General features: G+C 61.5%; 1 protein-coding gene. It reads left to right on the top strand.

The window, feature by feature from the left end; genetic code table 11:
• Nucleotides 1-154 precede the first annotated feature (154 nt).
• A complete protein-coding gene (locus B5F22_RS12820) occupies nt 155-286 on the top strand; it encodes a hypothetical protein (protein ID WP_275532489.1) in 132 nt (43 codons plus the stop codon).
• The last annotated feature ends 651 nt before the right edge of the window (nt 287-937 follow it).

Below are 937 nucleotides of genomic sequence, written 5' to 3'. Positions count from 1 at the left end.
CCCGCTGGGGGTTTCTTTTGAGCGGGCAAAAGAAACCAAAACCCGCTTAGGGCGTTCCCCCCTAAGGACCTCCCTGGGGTACGAGGCTGGAACTGCGTCAATCCTATGGCCGGCCCTGGCCCTGGTGGGGTCACATAGATGGCCTGGCAAGTCTATGGAACGCATTTCCTTCTCTGTGAGACGGTGCCCCTGTTTCCAGGGCCTCACCCCGGTGTGCGGCGTTCCCGCCGCCGGAGGCCAGGCTCCCGTTAGCTGGAAACAGCGGCTCACCAAGGTGAGGCCCTGAGAAGAGAAGTGCCAACTACCAGAGGAGTAAGCACCGTCCATAGAATGTCCACGCCATCTATGTGACCTTGCCAGGAACAGGGCCGAGAAGAGAAGAACGCAGAGGCAGCCCCGTACCGGCGGGGTGGATTCCACAAGGCGGGGGAAGGCCCCGCCTTTGGCGGTCTTTGGTGACTTTCTGGCGGCAGAAAGTCACCCCAGCGGAGCGTCCCCGGCGGGGGCGCTGGTTTGCGTCTGAGAAATGGTGGAAGCGCAAAGCTTTCTTTTTTACCAGCAAAGAGGCCCGGAGCAAATGCTCCGGGCCTTGTGTGCTTATTCAGGAAAAAAAGCCTCCCTTGTGTAAAGGGAGGTGGTGGCTTTACGGGGCCCCCGCCAAAGCCCAGCGCAAGCGGGTTTGGTGGGGTGAGGAGGTGCGACGGCGTGAGCGAGACTTGCCCCGCCTCTCAGGGGCGAGGCGAGTGATACTCAGTCCGCACCGACGAGTCGGAGGGATTGATCGTCTAACCGCCCAGGTTCCGGCTTACCAGCCTGGCCGGGACGCTCCCCGCTGGGGGTTTCTTTTGAGCGGGCAAAAGAAACCAAAACCCGCTTAGGGCGTTCCCCCCTAAGGACCTCCCTGGGGTACGAGGCTGGAACTGCGTCAATCCTATGG

Source organism: Pseudoflavonifractor sp. An187, from assembly GCF_002160275.1.
Classification (GTDB): Bacteria; Bacillota; Clostridia; order Oscillospirales; family Oscillospiraceae; genus Enterenecus; species Enterenecus faecium.
Note: the sequence above shows the minus strand (reverse complement) of the source record. Positions and strands in the feature narration are given on the sequence as shown.